Source organism: Rhizobium sp. NFR07, from assembly GCF_900111905.1.
In the GTDB taxonomy this organism is placed as follows: Bacteria; Pseudomonadota; Alphaproteobacteria; order Rhizobiales; family Rhizobiaceae; genus Neorhizobium.
Genome location: NZ_FOKM01000005.1, coordinates 247,003 through 264,399 on the forward strand (window position 1 = coordinate 247,003; position 17,397 = coordinate 264,399).

General features: G+C 61.1%; 16 protein-coding genes and 1 pseudogene. 5 read left to right on the top strand and 12 right to left on the bottom strand.

All coding sequences use genetic code 11. The features are described from left to right. Positions 1–253: 253 nt before the first annotated feature. Entirely contained in the window at positions 254–1,672 is a 1,419-nt protein-coding gene (locus BM216_RS13190) for a M48 family metalloprotease (RefSeq protein WP_244530170.1), read from the top strand. Positions 1,673–1,773: 101 nt separating this feature from the next. Here the strand turns inward: BM216_RS13190 and BM216_RS13195 are convergent, their stop codons facing one another. From BM216_RS13195 to BM216_RS13220, 6 genes are all read right to left on the bottom strand, one after another. Continuing rightward, positions 1,774–2,640: an RNA polymerase factor sigma-32 gene (locus BM216_RS13195; protein ID WP_092999633.1), complete on the bottom strand. Its 867-nt coding sequence runs from the start codon at positions 2,638–2,640 to the stop codon at positions 1,774–1,776. A gap of 280 nt (positions 2,641–2,920) precedes the next feature. Next, positions 2,921–3,493 (bottom strand): CarD family transcriptional regulator, encoded by a 573-nt coding sequence (locus BM216_RS13200; RefSeq protein WP_092999634.1) that lies wholly within the window; start codon positions 3,491–3,493, stop codon positions 2,921–2,923. A gap of 592 nt (positions 3,494–4,085) precedes the next feature. Then, positions 4,086–5,312: an acyl-CoA dehydrogenase family protein gene (locus BM216_RS13205; protein WP_092999635.1), complete on the bottom strand. Its 1,227-nt coding sequence runs from the start codon at positions 5,310–5,312 to the stop codon at positions 4,086–4,088. 170 nt (positions 5,313–5,482) lie between these two features. Then, the gene (gene fdxA, locus BM216_RS13210; RefSeq protein WP_092999636.1) at positions 5,483–5,821 is read right to left on the bottom strand and encodes a ferredoxin FdxA; all 339 of its coding nucleotides are present in this window, start codon (positions 5,819–5,821) and stop codon (positions 5,483–5,485) included. 190 nt (positions 5,822–6,011) lie between these two features. Beyond that, positions 6,012–6,449, bottom strand: a complete 438-nt coding sequence (locus BM216_RS13215) for an RNA-binding S4 domain-containing protein (protein ID WP_092999637.1) — start codon at positions 6,447–6,449, stop codon at positions 6,012–6,014. Positions 6,450–6,462: 13 nt separating this feature from the next. After that, positions 6,463–9,624: a helicase-related protein gene (locus tag BM216_RS13220; RefSeq protein WP_092999764.1), complete on the bottom strand. Its 3,162-nt coding sequence runs from the start codon at positions 9,622–9,624 to the stop codon at positions 6,463–6,465. A 500-nt stretch (positions 9,625–10,124) separates the two neighbouring features. Here BM216_RS13220 and BM216_RS13225 point away from each other — a divergent pair, with 500 nt between their 5' ends. Next, positions 10,125–10,280, top strand: a complete 156-nt coding sequence (locus BM216_RS13225) for a DUF3309 family protein (protein WP_092999638.1) — start codon at positions 10,125–10,127, stop codon at positions 10,278–10,280. A 34-nt stretch (positions 10,281–10,314) separates the two neighbouring features. Continuing rightward, positions 10,315–10,569 carry a YMGG-like glycine zipper-containing protein gene (locus tag BM216_RS13230; RefSeq protein WP_092999639.1) on the top strand — a complete coding sequence of 85 codons (255 nt, stop codon included), beginning with the start codon at positions 10,315–10,317 and terminating at the stop codon, positions 10,567–10,569. Positions 10,570–10,826: 257 nt separating this feature from the next. Here BM216_RS13230 and BM216_RS13235 read toward each other — a convergent pair whose 3' ends face one another. Both BM216_RS13235 and BM216_RS13240 read right to left on the bottom strand, forming a co-directional pair. Next, entirely contained in the window at positions 10,827–11,552 is a 726-nt protein-coding gene (locus BM216_RS13235; protein WP_092999640.1) for a beta-ketoacyl-ACP reductase, read from the bottom strand. A 60-nt stretch (positions 11,553–11,612) separates the two neighbouring features. Next, positions 11,613–12,794, bottom strand: a complete 1,182-nt coding sequence (locus BM216_RS13240) for an acetyl-CoA C-acetyltransferase (RefSeq protein ID WP_092999641.1) — start codon at positions 12,792–12,794, stop codon at positions 11,613–11,615. 221 nt (positions 12,795–13,015) lie between these two features. Between BM216_RS13240 and phaR the strand changes: the two genes are divergently transcribed. Next, positions 13,016–13,612: a polyhydroxyalkanoate synthesis repressor PhaR gene (gene phaR / locus BM216_RS13245; RefSeq protein WP_092999642.1), complete on the top strand. Its 597-nt coding sequence runs from the start codon at positions 13,016–13,018 to the stop codon at positions 13,610–13,612. 92 nt (positions 13,613–13,704) lie between these two features. On the opposite strand, the gene rpmF is transcribed toward phaR, so the two are convergent. From rpmF to mtgA, 4 genes and pseudogenes are all read right to left on the bottom strand, one after another. After that, on the bottom strand, positions 13,705–13,890 hold the full coding sequence (gene rpmF, locus BM216_RS13250; protein WP_092999643.1) for a 50S ribosomal protein L32: 186 nt from the start codon (positions 13,888–13,890) through the stop codon (positions 13,705–13,707). Positions 13,891–14,058: 168 nt separating this feature from the next. Next, positions 14,059–14,718: a glutathione S-transferase family protein gene (locus BM216_RS13255; protein ID WP_092999644.1), complete on the bottom strand. Its 660-nt coding sequence runs from the start codon at positions 14,716–14,718 to the stop codon at positions 14,059–14,061. After that, positions 14,711–15,454, bottom strand: a complete 744-nt coding sequence (locus BM216_RS13260) for a DUF1868 domain-containing protein (protein WP_092999645.1) — start codon at positions 15,452–15,454, stop codon at positions 14,711–14,713. The genes BM216_RS13255 and BM216_RS13260 overlap by 8 nt, the downstream gene beginning before the upstream one ends. A 93-nt stretch (positions 15,455–15,547) precedes the next feature. Next, a pseudogene (gene mtgA, locus BM216_RS13265) lies at positions 15,548–16,213 on the bottom strand (monofunctional biosynthetic peptidoglycan transglycosylase); the annotation flags it as partial. Positions 16,214–16,425: 212 nt separating this feature from the next. Between mtgA and BM216_RS13270 the strand changes: the two are divergent. Further along, entirely contained in the window at positions 16,426–17,349 is a 924-nt protein-coding gene (locus BM216_RS13270; RefSeq protein WP_092999646.1) for a polyprenyl synthetase family protein, read from the top strand. The last annotated feature ends 48 nt before the right edge of the window (positions 17,350–17,397 follow it).

Consider the following 17,397-nt stretch of genomic DNA (forward strand, 5'->3'; position numbering starts at 1 on the left):
CTTGCTCGTAAATTTCTTTTCAAACCCCGCGGAAGATACATATTCATTTAGGAATATCTGTGCAGCCGGCGCGAAAGACGCTAAGCGACGGTTGCGGCAGACGAGGCAAGGCGCGGCTACCTCGACTGATCGCGCAATTCCGGAGATGATGGTGCAAGCGAATACGGAAATCAGGGACGACGCAAAGCAGAAGGTAGCCATGCGGCGTCTACGCGTGCTTCGTCCCATAGCTGCACTGTGCTTTGCCACGACCATGCTTTACGGCTGTCAGTCGATCTTCGAACAGGCCTATACGCCCAACGTCTCGCCGTCGGACAATCCGCAGACCGTCGACCAGGTGCAGAAGAACGACCCGCGCGCAGCCATGGGCGCCCGCGAGCATCCGCGCATCGTCGCAAGCTATGGCGGCGAGTATCGCGACGCCAAGACCGAGCGGCTCGTCGCACGCATCACCGGCGCGCTGACGGCGGTATCGGAAAACCCGACCCAGTCTTTCCGCATCACCATCCTGAATTCGCCGGCGATCAACGCCTTCGCGCTGCCGGGCGGCTATCTCTACGTCACGCGCGGCCTGCTGGCGCTTGCCAACGACGCCTCGGAAGTAGCGGCCGTCCTGTCCCACGAGATGGGCCACGTCACTGCCAACCACGGCATCGAGCGGCAGAAGCGTGAAGAGGCCGAGGTTATCGCCAGCCGTGTCGTCGCCGAGGTCCTGTCCAGCGATCTCGCCGGCAAGCAGGCGCTGGCCCGCGGCAAGCTGCGCCTTGCAGCCTTTTCCCGGCAGCAGGAACTGCAGGCTGACGTCATCGGCGTGCGCATGCTCGGCGAAGCCGGTTACGATCCTTATGCGGCGGCCCGCTTCCTCGATTCCATGGCGGCCTACGCCCGTTATTCCGCCGTCGATCCCGACAGCGACCAGAGCCTCGACTTCCTGTCGAGCCACCCGAATTCCGCCCAGCGCGTCGATCTTGCCCGCCGCCATGCCCGCGCCTTCGGCCAGGAAGGCGTCGGTGATCGCGGTCGGGATTATTATCTCGCCGGCATCGACGGGCTTCTCTACGGCGACAGCCCGCAGGAAGGCTATGTTCGCGGCCAGACCTTCCTGCACGGCAGCCTTGGCATCCGCTTCGACGTGCCCGCGGATTTCCGCATCGACAACAAGGTCGAGGCCGTGCTTGCCACCGGGCCTGGTGAAAGCGCGATCCGCTTCGATGGCGTTGCAGCCGGCGACAATAACAACCTGAGCAATTACCTGACCAGCGGCTGGGTCGCCGGTCTGCAGCCCGAGACGGTGCGCGAAACCACGGTCAACGGCCTGCCGGCCGCCACCGCGCGCGCCTCGGCGGAGCGCTGGGAGTTCGATGTGACGGTAGTGCGGGTGGACCAGCAGATATTCCGCTTCCTCACCGCCGTGCCGAAAGGCACGGCTACGCTGGAAAGCACGGCCGATACCCTTCGCAACAGCTTCCGCCGCATGACGCCGCAGGAAATCGCGTCGCTCAAGCCGCTCAGGATCCGCATCGTCACCGTCGGCCCGAATGACAGCCTCGCCTCATTGTCCGGCCGGATGATGGGCACGGACCGCAAGGTCGATCTGTTCAAGCTGATCAACGCGCTCCCGGCCGGCGCAACCGTGTCGCCCGGCCAGAAGGTCAAGATCATCTCCGAATAACAGATCGGGCTATCCGAAGACCGAACCGGTTTTCGGATAGCCCGATGTTCAGGCGAGTTGCCGAGGTGCGCATGCGCCCCGGCTGGTCGGCACTTAAAATATCAGCAGGCAGCCGCCGCCATCTGCGGATTGGCCGAGACGAGAGCAGACTTCAGCTTCTCGATGGCACGGCTTTCGATCTGCCGCACGCGTTCCTTGGAAATGCCGAGCTCGGCGCCGAGCGCTTCGAGCGTCGCACCGTCATCGGTCAGGCGACGGGCGCGAATGATCTTCTTTTCGCGATCGTTGAGCTTCGTCAGCGCACCCTGCAGCCACTTCAGGCGGCGCTCGCCGTCGATCATGCCGGAAACCTGCTCGTCCGGCAGCGGCTCTCCACTTTCCAGCATGTCTAGACGTTCGCCGCTGTCGTTGTCGCCCGCAATTGTCGGAGCCTGCAGCGACGCGTCGTTGGCAGAAAGGCGTGCATCCATCGTCTGTACGTCGGCGACGCTGACACCGAGCGCAACGGCAATCTCTTCATGGATGGCGCGGGCTGTCAGGTTGGAATCGCCGCGGGCAAGCTTGGCGCGAAGACGACGGAGATTGAAGAAGAGAGCCTTCTGCGCAGAACTGGTGCCGCCGCGGACGATCGACCAGTTGCGCAGGATGTAATCCTGCATGGAAGCGCGGATCCACCAGCTTGCATAGGTTGAAAAACGTACGTCCCGTTCCGGCTCAAACCTTGCCGCCGCTTCGAGCAGCCCTACATAACCTTCCTGTACGAGGTCGCTCATCGGCAGGCCGAAGCCCCGGAACTTCGAAGCCATTGCGATGACCAGACGCATATGCGCAAGTGCAATCTGGTTGCGCGCATTCTGGTCCTGAGCGTCCTTCCAGCGGATGGCGAGATCTCGCTCCTCTTCGCGGGCGAGATATGGAGCCGACATCGCTATCTTGATCATGGTACGGTCTGCGGACATGGCTGTCATTGTCTTCTCCGTCAACGGTTCTGGTCTGACAAAAACAGCGGGATGACCGGAAACAAGCAGCCGCAAGGATGCTGGCGTAGGATCGGATTGGCTGCTTTCGTCCCCCTGGTTGTGACGACCCGGAAAACCCGTAATCGTCATCGTTTTGACGGGAACCAAGGGCAGCGTTACGCAGCAATCAGTTCGCCGTTCCGGCGGGTTAACGCGGCAGTCGAGGAAAAGTTCCAATAAAAAAACCCGGCACAAGGCCGGGTTTTTTGCATGCGTATTTCAACTCGGATCAGGCAGCTTCTTCCTGGGCTTCGTCTTCATCCAGGGACTTGCCGCGCTTAGGGCCCTTGGCCAGATTTACCTCGACGAGGCGAACGGCTTCGGTTTCCGACATCTTGTTCACGGCAGCAATTTCGCGCGCCATCCGATCAAGCGCAGCTTCGTAAAGCTGGCGTTCGGAATAGGACTGCTCCGGCTGGTTTTCAGCGCGATAGAGATCGCGAACCACTTCTGCGATCATGATCAGGTCGCCGGAATTGATCTTTGCATCATACTCCTGGGCGCGACGCGACCACATGGTACGCTTGACGCGGGCCTTGCCCTGAACCACCTTGAGTGCGCGTTCGACGAAATCCGTCTCCGAAAGCTTGCGCATGCCAATCGTCACGGCCTTGGTAACCGGAACCTTCAGCCGCATCTTGTCTTTTTCAAAGTCGATGACAAAAAGCTCGAGCTTCATGCCAGCTACTTCTTGCTCTTCAATCGCGGTAATCGTACCTACGCCATGCGCCGGATACACAATCGATTCGCCGGTCTTGAAGCCCTGGCGTGCAGGGGAATTCTTTTTCTGCTGAGTCGTCATTCGTTTCCAAAACTCCCTTCTACTCACCCATTTCTGGGTCGGGGAAACCGGGTCAGTCAGGCCCGGATGAGACGGGGGAAACCGTCGGGTCACTCCATACTGATCCGCCCAAACGCGCACGAAAAACAGGCCCTTCGCCAAAATGCGACCGTCAGCGCTGCAACGCTGTTATGCCACCGATGGCGCTAGGGCTGGTCTGTTTCTTTCGTGATGTTTTTTGGGCACGCGAGTGCCTCTTTGAGGAACAGTGTCTCTTCTCTACCACAAAAAAGTGCGTAAATCAATAATTTGGTTTTAGAGCGCGCAAAAGACACATCAACCGGTCCTTGCCTATAAATCAAGCAGGATCTGCGTGAACGCAATGATCGCCTTGCCGCGCGCAGCGGCTTACGCCCGGAAAGTCGTTAAGCCGTGTATATGGGATCTCGTCCTGAGCGGTGCAAAATTCGACATCCTGATCAAGGCTTTAGTCGCCGGCATACGATCCATATGGCGCGAAATGGGCAACGGGACGGCACATCCCTGCTCGCCCGTCCGGCAAGACTGCGCCGAAGAGGCGACCGGATCTTCAACCCCACCGCTCCAACCTGCCTCAAACCATCGGGCTGCCGGGATCGAGCCCGAACCTGACGCGGCCGTAAAGTTCGAATGCCCATGTCGGATTGATGCCGGCATGCAGGTTGGCCACGCGGGCATCGCGCCATAGCCTATTGAGGGGGTGATCTTGGAATGCGAAGGAGGCACCGGCTGCACCCGCGAGCATGTCGACCGCCTCCATCGTGAGCTTGTTCGCATAGCCCGCATTCCGCCGAAGCTCCGTCCTCACCGGCAACGATACGGCCGAACCGTCGATGGCGGCCCGTTCCAGAACCTGAACGCATTTTCGCAACAGCAGTTCGGCAGCCTCGATCTTGGCGGTCGCCTCACCGACCTGCAGATGCGCAACCGGAGCTTCGCTCTGCTTTTGATATGGCGTGTAGAGTATGCCCCGCCGTGCGGCCTGCTCTACGAACTCGTCCACCATCGCCTTAGCGATCCCGACGCTGGTAAACGCCAGCTTCGTGAAAAAGAACGGCACCATCGGTATGCGATACAGCGCATGGTCCTCGAGATGCTCGGATTTATAGATACCGGCCATGGCTTGCGCGAGGTCGACAATTCGCGCGTTGGGAACGAAGACGTCCGATACGGAAACACTGTTGCTCCCGGTGCCCCTCAATCCGATAGTATCCCAATCATCGAGTATCTCGACATCGGAAATCGGAACGGCCCCGCCGGCCAGCTCCGCAAGTTGTCCGTCTTCGTCGAAGATCGGTAGCCCCAGGAAAGCCCAGCCTGCATGGCGAATGCCACTTGCGAAGCCCCAAACACCACTGTCGATGACGATACCATCCGCCACCCGGCGGATCTTCGCGGTCTTGGGCTGGAATGCTCCGGCCATATGCACATTCCGGCCTGACGAAAAGAACGACGAGGCAATCTCCTTGCTGTAGAATGCAGCAGCCCCCCATCCGCCGCCGCCCAGCAGGGACACCGTCCACCCGACGGCAGCGTCACCCCTGGACAGGGCAATGACGCAGTCCATCAGCGTCTCGAATGAGGCCTCGTGACCGCCATGGGCGACAGGTGTCAGAATATCGAATAGACCGGCGCTTTCGAGTTCTCCCACAGTGCTGTCAGGCAGCCGGCCAAGCCTGTCTGTTTCCTCGCGCCGGTCCCGCAGGTTTGCTGCGATCGCCTCGGCTGCTGCAACGAGGTCCGGACGGTAGGGAGCCGCTATGCGTGAGGTTTTCTCGGGTGCGGATGTCAGAACGTTCATATGGCTGATTCCTCGGTAAAGGTTACCAGCATATTATTCACGACGTCGCAGGTGCCTTTGTTGCACGACAAAACGAATGAGCTTCAATCGTAACGATCAAAACAGCCATCCTTGGTCTTGCGAAGACGCAGACCAATCTCCGTCTTCGTTTCACACCTTGGAACTGTCGGTCAGTCGCCCTTGCCCGGCTCGGCGGAGAAATACTTCTCGTATTTGCCCTCTTCGCCGTCGACTTCCTTGGCGCCTTCCATCTCGTCCTTCTTGACCGTGATATTCGGCCAGATCTGCGCGAACTCGGCATTGATCTTCAGCCACTTGTCCAGCCCCGGCTCGGTATCGGGCTTGATCGCCTCAGCGGGACATTCCGGCTCGCAGACGCCGCAATCGATGCACTCGTCGGGATGGATGACGAGGAAGTTCTCGCCTTCATAGAAGCAATCGACCGGGCAGACCTCGACACAATCGGTGTACTTGCAGCGGATACAATTATCGGTCACGACATACGTCATGAGGCACTCCACATAGCGCGTTGATCAGGACACCGATTGGGAAGGTCGGGCCGGAGGCGCCGGAGACAAGCAACGCAACCGCTGGAACCAGAGGCGGGCTACCCGGCATTTTCGAACGTGACGTAATGCCTTTGCCGTCCCTTAGCAAGAATAAAGCTTTCCGAAAAAGCGGCGCTGGAAGGTGGATTTTCTAATCGTCCCAAGGATCGACGAAGCGATCGGCGGCCGAACCGCTCGGTCCGGGGAAGAGGCGGTCGGTCTCGCGCCGCTCCTTCTTGGTAGGCCGCCCGCTGCCCTTGGCGCGCTGCGCCTGCTCGAACGCACTCAGCCGCTCGGTCTCCTCGCGCGGCGGCGTCAGGTCTTCGTAGAGAAGTTTGGCTTCCTCATAGGGTCCGCGTCGCTCGCCGCCCGACTTGACGACGAGAATGATGTCGCGGCGTTCGAGCGCAAGCTCGACCCTGTCGCCCGTCTTGACCTGGAAGCTCGGCTGACGGATCGACGCGCCGTTCACCTTCACGTGGCCGCTGTTCAAAAGACCCTGCGCAAGCGAGCGTGACTTCACCATGCGGGTGAAGAAAAGCCACTTGTCGATGCGCTGGCGCGTCTCTGCTTGTGGCTTTTCCGTCATGGCTGAAGTCTTCTTACTTCTTCATCTGCTCCTTGAGAGCAGCGAGTTTTGCGAAAGGTGAATCCGGATCGAGCGGCTTTTCCTTGCGCGGCGGCTTGGCTTCGAAGCGCGCCGGCTGGGAATTCTTGTTGCGATCGTTCCGGTCGTTGCGCGGACCGCCCTCGTGGCGATCGCCGCGCGGCGGCCGGTCACCACGGTTGTCGTTCCGGCGATCACCGCGATTGCCGTCGCGTCCGCCTCGGGCTTCCTGGCCACGTCCCTCGCCACCCCGTCCTTCGCCACCACGGCGATCGTCGCGACGACCACCGCCATCACGACGGCCTTGGGCCGCGTCTTCGCCACCGGCATTGCGCTGGCCGCCCTGGTTGCCACGACGGTCACCCTGACGATCGCCATGCGGGCGTCCGCCACGCTGATTGTTTTCGCGACCGCCGCCCGGACGCCACAGGAGAACCGGCTTGGCCTCCTCGGGCTCTGCAGGCTTCTCGGCCTCGACGGGTGTTTCCGCAGTAGAAACGGCTTCAATAACGGTCTCTTCAGCCGCTCCCGATGCGTTTTCGGCTTCCGCCGATACGCTTTCGATCACCGTCTCGGTCTCTGCGTTCTCAGCTGGTGCCGCTTCGGCAGGTGCAGCATCCGTAGTTTCTTCGGTCACCGTCTCTTCGGCAGAAGCTTCAGCCGCAACAGCCTCGGCAGCCGGCGCTGCAGCGCCATCGACGCTGACAAGATGCGCCTGGGCCTCTTCGGCCGGCACGGCATCGGCGCGGTAGCCGAGGCCCTTCAGGATCTCTTCCATGTCGTCCGGCGTTGCGCCGAGAATGGACAGCATGGCGGTCGTCGCGGTGAACCGGCGGCCGTCATAGGCACCTTCCGGACGCGGCGTCGTGCCGGGCTTCCACTGCAAGAGCGGACGGATGAGATCGGCGAGACGCTCGAGAATGTCGACGCGCACGGCGCGCTTGCCGAGGAAACGGAAGCCTGCGAGCTTGTAGAAGGTCCGCTCGAAGGACGGATCGGCGACAACCGATGTACGACCTGCTGCAAGAGCGGGAATGAGTTCGCCATAACCCGGCTTGTCGAGGCCGTCGTTCTTCAGCGCCCAGAGGAGCGTGATGAGTTCGGCCGGAGCCGGTTTCAGAAGTGCCGGCATGAAGACGTGATAGGCGCCGAAGCGGATGCCGTAGCGGCGCATCGAAGCGCGCGCATCCTGATCCAGTGACTTCACGTCGTCGGCGACATCGCGACGGAACATGACGCCGAGATTTTCGACCAGCTGGAACGCCAGGCCCTTCGCCAGACCCTGCAGGTCTTCTGCGCGGGAAAGGTCGTCGAGCGGCTTCAAGACGGTCGCGATATGATGATTGACGAAGCGCTCGATGCGGGCAAGCACATGCTCGCGGGCATTGCCGGTCAGTTGCTCGTCTGCCAGCAGGATGACGCGCGGGCGCATGACGTGGTCGCTTGCGGCAAGCCGTGCGACGGGCTCGCCGAGCCAGCGGACGGAACCATCCGAGCCGACGGCGAGGTCGCTGTTGCCCGATGCATAAAGACGCGCGGCGCGCGCTTCGAATTCAAGCGCAAGCGCCTTTTGTGCAGCAGCCTGCACGGCCTTCGCATCCGGACCTTCCGTGCCCGATGCAAGAGTAAAGCGGAAGCCCGCCAATTGTCCGACGTGATGTCCTTCGACAAACACGTCGCCATTTACACTGATTTCAGCTTCCAACATTGCATTCTCTCTCAGGCGCCTCATGAGCACAGATGTCCTGCGATCAACAAAGCGTTTCGTCAACCTTTCATGTAGCGCGTCCGACAACCTATCCTCTATTTCCCGCGTCTTTTCTTGCCAGTGTGTCGGATCAGCAAGCCAGCCGGGGCGGTTAGAGACATAAGTCCAGGTCCGGATCTGAGCGATCCGGGCAGACAGGGTATCGATCTCGCCATCAGTACGATCGGCACGTCGAACCTGCTCCGCCATGAAGTCCTCGTTCACCGTGCCGTGGCGCACAAGATCGAAGAAAAGCGTCGAAATAAGGTCCGCGTGCTGCGCAGGTGCAATTCTGCGATAATCGGGGAGCGCACAGGCATCCCAGAGCTTTTCGACCCGCTCCGCCGTGGTCGCGAGATCGCGCACTTCGGCATAACGGGAAAGATGATCCAGCGCCTGGCTGTCGGTCGCCGGCAGCGCCCGGGTCAGTCCATGGATGGTGGGCGCGGCATCAAGGCTGCGCCGCAGATCCTGCAGCGAGGCGAAGCTCAGGTTCTTCGAGCGCCATTGCAGGACTTTGACATTGTCGAAGTGATGGCCCTCGATCCGCTCCACCAGTTCCTCGTCGAACGGCGCCACCTGGCCCGTCACCCCGAACGTGCCGTCGCGCAGATGACGGCCGGCGCGACCGGCAATCTGCGCCATTTCGGCGGGGTTGAGATTGCGGAACTGATATCCGTCGAACTTGCGGTCCTGGGCAAAGGCGACATGATCGACATCGAGATTGAGGCCCATGCCGATCGCGTCGGTGGCCACCAGATATTCGACATCGCCTTCCTGGTAGAGCCCGACCTGAGCATTGCGGGTGCGCGGGCTGAGCGCGCCGAGCACGACCGCGGCCCCGCCCCGCTGGCGGCGGATCAGTTCTGCAATCGCGTAAACCTCGTCCGCCGAAAAGGCGACGATGGCCGAGCGCTGCGGCAGGCGGGTGATCTTCTTCTGGCCGGCGTAAAACAGTTGCGAAAGCCGAGGCCGCTCGACGATCGTAATGCCCGGCAAAAGGCTTTCGAGGATCGGCCGCATCGTTGCGGCGCCGAGAAGCAGCGTCTCGTCCTTGCCGCGCAGGTTGAGGATACGGTCGGTGAAGATATGGCCGCGCTCGAGATCTCCGGCGAGCTGAACCTCGTCGATGGCGACGAAGGACGCCTTCGTTTCGCGCGGCATCGCTTCAACGGTACAGACCGAATAGCGCGCCATATGCGGCGTGATCTTTTCCTCGCCCGTGATCAGCGCAACATTATGGTGTCCGACCTTCTCGACCAGCCGCGTATAGACCTCGCGCGCGAGCAGACGCAGCGGCAGGCCGATCACGCCGGAGCCATGTGCCACCATGCGCTCGATCGCGTAATGCGTCTTTCCGGTGTTTGTCGGGCCGAGTACGGCAGTAACGCCACGCCCGCTGAAGATCATCGGCTGAGAATTCAAAGCGAAGTTCCGCGTCCATTAAACATCGCGTGCGTCGGAACGCCCGGAGTTTCGCCACACATGGCGATACGGCAGGCCAAACGCAAGTAGAAAAGCGGCCTTCCCCGGCGAATTCGAGCCGGCTTTAAAACCGCCGGAACAGATGCGAACGAATCGGCGACGAATCGACGACTCAATGGATTCACTGTCCGTTCTCACAACATATGGACAGATGGAGAGCCATGAATACCTGATCTGGTGTTTCGCCGCGAATCGGCATGCATCGCGCTGAAAGAGCTGGCAGGACTCGTTTAGCGCGAAGAGTCAACGGAGTGCGCGATTCAATTTTACATTGCATGTCAGCAGTGGAAATGGTTGCAAGGCCACCCGTTAACACACCGTAACAACGTGTGAATGCAGGTGTTTTAGTCCCGATGGAACAAAAGTTCCAGGCTTACGTTGTCACCGCAAATTCATCCCAGCTTCAGGGAAGTGGAGATAACACCATGCTCGGAACGGTACTGCTCGTCATACTCATCCTGCTCCTGATTGGCGCTTTGCCGAACTGGGGCTACAGCCGGGGTTGGGGTTATGGCCCGTCCGGCGGATTGGGGCTCGTCGTTCTCATCATCATCATCCTGCTGCTCTTGGGCAGGATCTGATAGGCTTAATTTTGGAAGGGAAGGAAACCAAACAATGAAAAAGATCATGCTGATCGCCGCACTCGTCGGCACACTGGCATCCTGCACGTCGACGGAGAAGGGAACCGCAATCGGCGCAGCATCAGGCGCCGTTATCGGTGGCGCTGTGACCAACAGCTGGGGTGGCGCTGCAGTCGGCGCAGTCGGTGGCGGCCTTGTCGGCGCAGCTATCGGCGAATCCCAGAAGCGCCAGGGCTACTGCGTCTATCGTGACCGCTATGGCCGCACCTACGAGGCGCGCTGCCGCTAAGCGCCAGCAACCTTTGCAAGTTAAGGCCGGTGTCGAGCAATCGACACCGGCCTTAACTTTTTATCGGCGAAACCAGCCGTCGATCAAATGCGGAACGAATCATCGACGAATCGGAGACGTTGCAGCCTTCACGCTTCGTTCCCGACAAGATATTGATGTTTAACGGTTTTTAAACCATAGCGCCTGTGTATGACTTGGGATCCGTAGCCGACCCGATAGTTAACGGGCACCTGCTACGCCGAGTAGCCCAGCCGGCATCATTCCATATGCTGGCCACCATTGGCGCTCAGCGTCGAGCCGGTGATGAAGCCCGCATCGTCTGAAGCCAGGAACAGCACGCAGCGCGCGATATCCTCCGGCAGCCCCAACCGCTTGACCGGGATCTGTGGCAAAATCTTCTCATCCAGCACCGCCTGCGGAATGGCGCGCACCATGTCGGTGGCCGTATAGCCGGGGCAGATCGCGTTGACGGTGATGTTGCGGGATGCGCCTTCGAGCGCCAGCGCCTTGGTGAAGCCGAGGTCGCCTGCCTTCGAGGCGGAATAGTTGACCTGCCCCGCCTGCCCCTTCTGGGCATTGATCGACGAGATGTTGATGACCCGCCCGAAGCCGCGGTCCCGCATCCCGGGCCAGACCGGATGGGTCATGTTGAACAGGCCGTTCAGATTGGTGCCGATGACCTCGTTCCACTGCGCCAGCGTCATCTTGTGGAACATGCCGTCCCGCGTGATGCCGGCATTGTTGACGAGGATGTCGATCGGTCCGAGCTGCTCTTCCACACGTGCAATTCCGGCGACGCAGGCTTCGTAGTCCGATACGTCCCACTTGAACACGGGGATCCCGGTGGCCCGATGGAATTCGGCGGCCTTCTCTTCATTGCCGTGATAGCTGGCAGCGACCGCGTATCCCGCGGCCTGTAGCGCAATGGAGATAGCTTCCCCGATGCCGCGCGTTCCGCCAGAAACGAGAGCAACTCGTCCCATCGATTCTCCCTGTCATTTTTGGCCGACTTCGTGGCCCGCCGTTATCGCATCCGCCTCTAATTAGAGGCGTTCGAGGCACATGGCGACCCCCATTCCGCCACCGATGCACAGCGTCGCCAGTCCCTTGGCAGTTCCGCGGCGCTGCATTTCGAACAGAAGCGTGTTGAGGATGCGCGCACCTGACGCGCCGATCGGGTGGCCGATCGCGATCGCGCCACCATTGACGTTGACAATGGCGGGATCGAAGCCGAGGTCGCGGCTGACGGCGCAGGACTGCGCCGCAAATGCCTCGTTCGCCTCGACGAGCCCGAGATCGCCGACCTTCCAGCCCGCCTTTTCCAACGCCTTGCGGGAGGCCGGGATGGGACCGGTGCCCATGATCTGCGGATCGACGCCCGCCGTCGCCCAGGAGGCGATGCGTGCCAGCGGCTGGATGCCCCGGCGCTGCGCCTCTTCCTCGGTCATCAGCACCACGGCTGCTGCACCGTCGTTGAGCCCCGACGCATTGCCCGCCGTCACGGTGCCTTCCTTGTCGAAGGCCGGGCGGAGTTTGGCCATTGCATCCAGCGTCGCGCCCGCGCGGATATATTCGTCCTGGTCGACCGTTACATCGCCCTTCCGTGTCTTGACGATGAACGGCAGGATTTCGTCCTTGAAGCGGCCCGCAGCCTGCGCGGCCTCGGCCTTGTTCTGCGAAGAGACCGCAAACTGGTCTTGCTCCTCGCGCGAAAGCTGCCACTGGCGCGCGATGTTTTCCGCCGTGATGCCCATGTGATAGCCGTAGAAGGCGTCGGTCAGGCCGTCCTTGATCATCGTGTCGATCATCTTGAAGTCGCCCATCTTCACGCCGCCGCGCAGGTGGGCGCAATGGGGCGCCATCGACATGGATTCCTGCCCGCCGGCAACGATGACCTTCGCATCGCCCAGCGCGATCTGCTGCATGCCCAGCGCCACCGCACGAAGACCGGAGCCGCAGAGCTGGTTGACGCCCCAGGAGGTCGCCTCCTGCGGCACGCCGGCCTTCATCGCCGCCTGGCGTGCGGGGTTCTGCCCTTCGCCGGCCGGCAGGACCTGGCCGAGAATGACTTCATCCACCTCGGCGGCATCGACGCCGGCACGCGCCAAAGCGCCCTGGATGGCGACAGCGCCAAGCTCATGGGCCGCGATATTTGCGAACGCGCCGTTGAACGAGCCGACGGCCGTGCGGCCGGCGGATGCGATGACGATCGATGGTGTGGACAAGAGGCTTCCTCCGAAATTCTTTGCGCGGAGACTGTCAAAGCTTGCCCAAGGTGTCAAACCGCACACGCGAGCCGGGTGATCCCGCAAAATTTGCTGCGCAACACGAAATTCACTGCGCCGCACAAAAACATTGTCTCCGCCCCTGATTTGGGCTTACATTTCCCTTGGGAGAAGGGCGCAAGCCCGAAAAATCAAAAAATGATTCTTAGGGAGGTAAAGCCATGGCAAAAGCCGAAGGCGAAACGATTATCAAGAAATACGCCAACCGGCGGCTGTATAATACCGGCACAAGCACATATGTGACCTTGGAAGATCTCGCCAAGATGGTGAAGAAGGGCGAGGAATTCTCGGTCCAGGACGCCAAGACCGGCGAAGACATTACCCATTCAGTCCTGACCCAGATCATCTTCGAACAGGAATCCAAGACGGGAAACACCCTGCTGCCGGTCTCTTTCCTGCGCCAGCTCATCTCGTTCTACGGCGACCAGATGCAGATGGTCGTGCCGACCTATCTCGAACAGTCGATGCAGGCCTTCACCGACCAGCAGGTGCAGATGCGCGAACAGGTGACGCGCGCCTTCGGAGAAACGCCGCTCGGCAAGAACCTGCAGGTTCCCATGCAGATGATGGAAGATCAGGTGCGTCGCAACACCGAGATGTTCCGCCAGGCCGTGCAGATGTTCACGCCTTTTGCCGCGGCACCCGTTTCCCCGGCCCAGGCGGCATCCTCGTCCCGCAAGGCGGACGCCAGGGACATCGATGACCTGAAGGAGCAGCTTCGTTCGCTGCAGAGCAGGCTCGACAGCCTGGGGGCCTGATGTCGTCCGAACTCTGTCTTCACACCTGAAAAGCGCGCAACAAAAAAGGCCGGTCAAACCGGCCTTTAAAGCATGCGACGTAGGTCAAGCGCTTATGCGCTTTCCTTCGGCGTCAGAACCTGGCGACCGCGGTACATGCCGGTCTTCAGGTCGATATGGTGCGGACGGCGAAGTTCGCCGGAATTCTTGTCCTCGACATAGGTCGGGGTCTTGAGCGCGTCGGCGGAGCGGCGCATACCGCGCTTGGACGGGCTAACTTTTCTCTTCGGTACTGCCATTTTCGTTACTCCACTTCGTGCAAGACAGTGATATCCGGGCCTGGTGAGGCCGAACCCATCACGTCTCGATCTCGGAAATTTGGCTGGCTTATACATGCACGTCAGGGCTTTGACCAGTCCCCACGGGCATTTTTTCGCAGCCTTGCCCGTTCTTATCGATCGGCCGCGTCAGACCTCGTCTTCCGGCACGATCCATGGCTCGGCAAGCGCCGCCGTTTCCCAGGATTTCCAGGCCGGATGGCCTCTCACCGCAGCCATATAATCCAGCACGGCGGCGTCCATCACCAGCTCATAGGCCGCGAACCGGTTGATGACCGGCGCAAACATCGCATCCGCGCCGCAGAATTCGCCGAACAGGAACGGGCCGCCCGAACGCTCAAGCAGCTCTTTCCACATCGCCAGGATACGTGCGACATCCGCATCCACGCCGGCCTTCACGTCTTCGGCGAGGTCGAGCCTGCCCTTCGGCCGGCGAATGTTCATCGGGCAGGCATTGCGCAGCGCCCGGAAGCCGGAGAGCATTTCCATGGAAATCGAGCGGGCCACCGCGCGCTCGGCGGCAGGCTCCGGCCAGATCCGCTTTTCCGGAAACAGCTCTGCGACATATTCGATGATCGCCAGCGATTCCCACACCCGGACATTGCCGTGATGCAGCACCGGCACACGCCCGGTCGGTGAGATGTCCTTGAACTTCGGATTTCCTGCCGGGTTATCAAAGGGGATCAGAACCTCGCGAAACGGCACGCCCGCCGCCGTCATCGCGATCCACGGCCGAAATGACCAGGACGAATAGTTCTTGTTGGCGATGTAGAGGGTCAGTTCATCCATCAGTGGGCTCCATGCTGTCTTCGGCATCGAAGACCAGGATTTCGTGGAAATGGTTCATGTCTTCGAACACGCAGAAGGCTGGTGGCGTCATCTCCAGCACGGGCGCACGACGAGTGATCTCATCAACGGTCTCATCCAGCATTGCCTGCCACGCGGGCAGCACCGCGTCAGACAACCTCTCGATCGGGTACGTGAAGGTAATATGGTAGACGTAGTCATCATGGTCCGGGTGACTGTAGCCGAACAACCTGGCAAAGGCATCCCGCCACGCGCGCATCGCCCTGCGATCTTTCTCGCCAGCGCCGTCCACGACGAGAGCGGTCGGATCCGCACCGACAACGGCAACCCGGAACGGATCGAGCGCCTCAAACCCTTCGAGCCTCGCTGCCAGAATTTCGCTCATGTCCTCGATCGGCGTATCAAGCGGCAGGTCGGTCGGCCAGAAACCCTCGACACGCCGATTATCCATGACACCCTGGAACAGAGTCATATGCAGGCTGGTGATCGGCGTGAAGACGAACTGTTCGGCCTCGGGGATGGCAAGATATTTTTCGCGCGCCTCTACGATGGCGCGTTGCGTCTGCGATCCCTTTTCCAGATGGCAGACCACGGTGTTGCCTGCATCGGGCAGGAACCCGCCCTTTACCCCATAGCGCGTGCCGAGATGGCTGGGCGGCTTCGGGTTGAAGCTTTTGGCGTAACGTCGAAGTCCTGGAGAAAACTTGGCTGCATCCATCTCTATGATTCCCGCTCGATCCTGTTCAGATCCGGCCTAGAGCAGGCGTAAGACCTGCGGATGACACGCGGAAGCCGATGGCTTCGGCGGGCCTCAGTCATAAATGCACTTGATGTATTCGCCGGAGCTGCGCGCCCGGCGTTCGACGATGCCGGCGAGGCGGCGCATGCCGCGGCCGGGCTTGCTGGCGACGCGGGTGAACGGGTTGGGTAGCGCCACGGCAAGCAGCGCCGCCTGGCTGCTGGAGAGCTTTGCTGCGCTCGTCTTAAAGTGATATTGCGCGGCCGCCTCGGCGCCATAGATGCCCGGGCCCCATTCGGCGACGTTGAGATAGATTTCCATCATCCGCCGTTTCGACCAGATGAAATCCGAGGTCATGGCAAGCGGCAGCTCTAAAATCTTCCTGACAAAGAAGCGACCGTTCCATAAAAACAGGTTCTTGGCGGTCTGCATCGAGATGGTGCTGGCGCCGCGGGTCTGCTCGCCGTCCAGTGCATCCTGCACGACGCCGCGCATCTGCACCCAGTCGACGCCGCCATGGGCGCAGAACTGGCCGTCTTCCGACATCATCACGGCGCGCACGAGATTGGGCGAAATATCATCCAGATCCACCCATTGCCGGTCATAGCCGCGCAGCAGGAAAAGCTCCGACAGCATCAGCGTCGAGACCGGTCGCGTGAACGGCAGCGCATAAACGGGGATCAGCAGGTAAGGCAGCACCAGAAGCACGACGAGCACGGTGACCGCGCGCCTTGCAATATGCGAAAGCGACCCCGCCTTCAGCCTTCTCGGCATGGCGGGCTCCTCCTCTTCGTCGGCTCTTCGATCCGGCGTGATGTCCAAGTGCTATTTCCCATGGCCCATGACGTTCATAGCCACTCTAACGCCTTGTGACGAGTCTCGCTCCAAAACTTCCTGTGGGGTGGTGAATCCCGTTGCCAGCGCTCTAAGGGCGTGCAAAACAGCGCCCCATGGACACAGAGATCACCGAGCTGACATCCTTCGAAAGCCGCCTGAGGGCCAGCGCCGCAGAGACGCAGGACCTGCTGATGGCGCTGCTGTCGCCGGATGCCGCGAGCGACGAGATCGTCAGGCCGGCAAACCTGCTGGCGGCGATGCGCCACGGCACGCTGAACGGCGGCAAGCGGCTTCGGCCCTTTCTCGTCATCGAGAGTGCAGCCCTCTTCAGCGCCGAACATGAAGCCGCCCTGCGCATCGGCGCAGCGCTCGAATGCCTGCACTGCTATTCGCTGATTCACGACGACCTGCCCGCCATGGACGATGACGATCTTCGTCGCGGCCAGCCGACTGTGCACAAGGCCTTCGACGAGGCGACCGCGATCCTTGCCGGCGACAGCCTGCTTACCTACGCCTTCGACATCATCGCGGCCCCCGAGACGGAGATCGCGGCCGAGCGCAAGGTGCAGCTGACGCTTCTGCTCGCCCGCGCAGCCGGTATCGGCGGCATGGCCGGCGGCCAGGCGCTCGATCTTGCGGCCGAGAAGAGCGCGCCCGATGAACGCGGCATCCGCACCCTGCAGTCGATGAAGACCGGCGCGCTGCTGCGCTTCGCCTGCGAGGCGGGTCCGATCATCGCCGGTGCATCCGACAGCGACCGTCGGCGGATGCGGATCTTCGGCGAAAAAATCGGCCTCGCCTTCCAGCTCGCCGACGACCTGCTCGACGTCACCTCGGATACCGCGACACTCGGCAAGGCGGCGGGCAAGGATGCCGGCCGCGGCAAGGGCACGCTGGTCGGCATGCACGGCATTGAATGGGCGGAAAATCGGCTCGACTTACTGACCGAAGAGGCAGTCGGGCTTCTCTCGCCTTACGGTGGAAAGGCTGCCATATTGCAGCAGGCGGCACGCTTCATTGCCGATCGCACCAACTGATCAGGTCCGGGATAGGGCACGCCTTCCGGACAATTCGAGAGGGATGAC